Here is a 253-nt window from a genome sequence, read left to right on the forward strand (position 1 = left end):
GATTGGTGCTGGTGAAGTAGCTGGAGATATTGATGGAGACGGAACAATCGGAGCAGGCGAAGTAGCTGGAGATACTGATGGAGACGGAACAATCGGAGCTGGTGAAATAGCTGGTGATGTTAATGGAGACGGAGTAATTGGTGCTGGTGAAATAGCCGGAGATGCTGATGGAAACGGAACGATTGGTGCTGGTGAAGTAGCTGGAGATATTGATGGAGACGGAACAATCGGAGCAGGCGAAGTAGCTGGAGAT

At 49.8% G+C, this 253-nt stretch carries 1 protein-coding gene; it reads left to right on the forward strand.

The annotated features are described in order from the left end of the window. Positions 1-253 (forward strand): hypothetical protein (locus ACXAH9_RS17200; protein ID WP_474896087.1); only part of this gene is annotated, 253 nt, incomplete at both ends.

Source organism: Ekhidna sp. ABH4_415, assembly GCF_056161305.1.